Raw genomic sequence first — 319 nt, 5'->3', positions numbered from 1 at the left:
GCTCATCGGTCAGTTCGGCGTCGGCTTCTACTCGGCCTTCATGGTCGCCGACCGGGTCGACGTCATCAGCCGCCAAGCCGGCAGCGACGAGGCCTTCCGCTGGTCGTCCGACGGCAAGGGCACCTATGAAATCGCGCCGGCGCCGCTCGAGGCGGCGCCCAGACGCGGCACGCGCGTGGTGCTGCATCTGATGGAAGACGCCTCTTCCTACACCACGCCTTACCGGCTGGAAGGGCTGGCGAAATCGCAGTCGGGCCATGTGCCGGTGCCGATCACGCTCGTCGAAAAACCCGACGCGGAGCCGCGCGACATCGCCGAC

At 68.0% G+C, this 319-nt stretch carries 1 pseudogene; it reads left to right on the top strand.

The features are described from left to right. Nucleotides 1–319, top strand: a pseudogene (locus tag EN824_RS34135) (molecular chaperone HtpG); the annotation flags it as partial.

The sequence above is a fragment of the Mesorhizobium sp. M8A.F.Ca.ET.181.01.1.1 genome, from assembly GCF_004792025.1.
Taxonomy (GTDB): Bacteria; Pseudomonadota; Alphaproteobacteria; order Rhizobiales; family Rhizobiaceae; genus Mesorhizobium.
Note: the sequence above shows the minus strand (reverse complement) of the source record. Positions and strands in the feature narration are given on the sequence as shown.